The organism is Psychrobacter sp. 1Y4 (assembly GCF_051847555.1).
The window spans coordinates 1-814 of record NZ_JBPYDE010000375.1; the positions used below are offsets into that span (position 1 = coordinate 1).

The 814-nt window shown below is 45.6% G+C and carries 1 pseudogene; it reads right to left on the reverse strand.

Annotated elements, in window-relative coordinates:
* Positions 1 to 480, reverse strand: a pseudogene (gene trmE / locus ACS8FC_RS16425) (tRNA uridine-5-carboxymethylaminomethyl(34) synthesis GTPase MnmE); the annotation flags it as partial.
* Positions 481 to 814 lie beyond the last annotated feature (334 nt).

Below are 814 nucleotides of genomic sequence, written 5' to 3' on the forward strand. Positions count from 1 at the left end.
AGAGCGGATGGCACTACTCGCCGCCGCCGCACTGGTCGCATCAATTGCATCGGCAATCGCTTCTGCCTGCACCAAATCCAACTTATCATTATCAAAAGCACGATAAGAAAACTCTCCGGCACTCGCTTGTTTGGCGCCCAGCTCAAATACACGTGCAAGCAACTGGTTCTGTAGAATGACGCCGCCGTGCCCTTGCAGTTCAATCACATCTTCACCCGTGAATGAATGCGGACCTTTGAAGAACAGTACTAGCCCTTCATCAATAACAGTACCATCCGCCTGATAAAAACGGCAAAAACTGGCCATACGCGGCGTAAAAGCAGATTTACCCGTCAGCGCGCAGGCCATGGCATAAGCACGGCTACCTGACAGACGTATGACACCCACGCCCCCTCGCCCAAGCGGCGTTGCAATCGCAGCAATCGTGGCGAGTCCAGAGGTATTAGATTTTTCAGAAGAATTAGGTGCGGCTAATGCCATCTCTAAGGAATCCACAATGACTCTCAATAGCTAAAAATCCCATTATAGACGTCTGTGCTCATAGTGACAAAGCAAACTTTGAAACGCGGACTAATCATTGATAGTTTTTCTTTAATGTTGATAAGCTGTGGATAACATTTTAGCACTTATAAAAAAACCACCGCTTGCGCGATGGTTTTTGTTTTTATCCTTTTGATAGAGCGTCAGTTAATCAACTATTTTTACCGTGCGACGTTTCTGCTCTTCTTCAACTTTCTTATTTACAATATATTGCTGAGTCATACTGAACAAGTTGTTCACTGTCCAATACAATACTAGACCTGCTGGGAAGAAT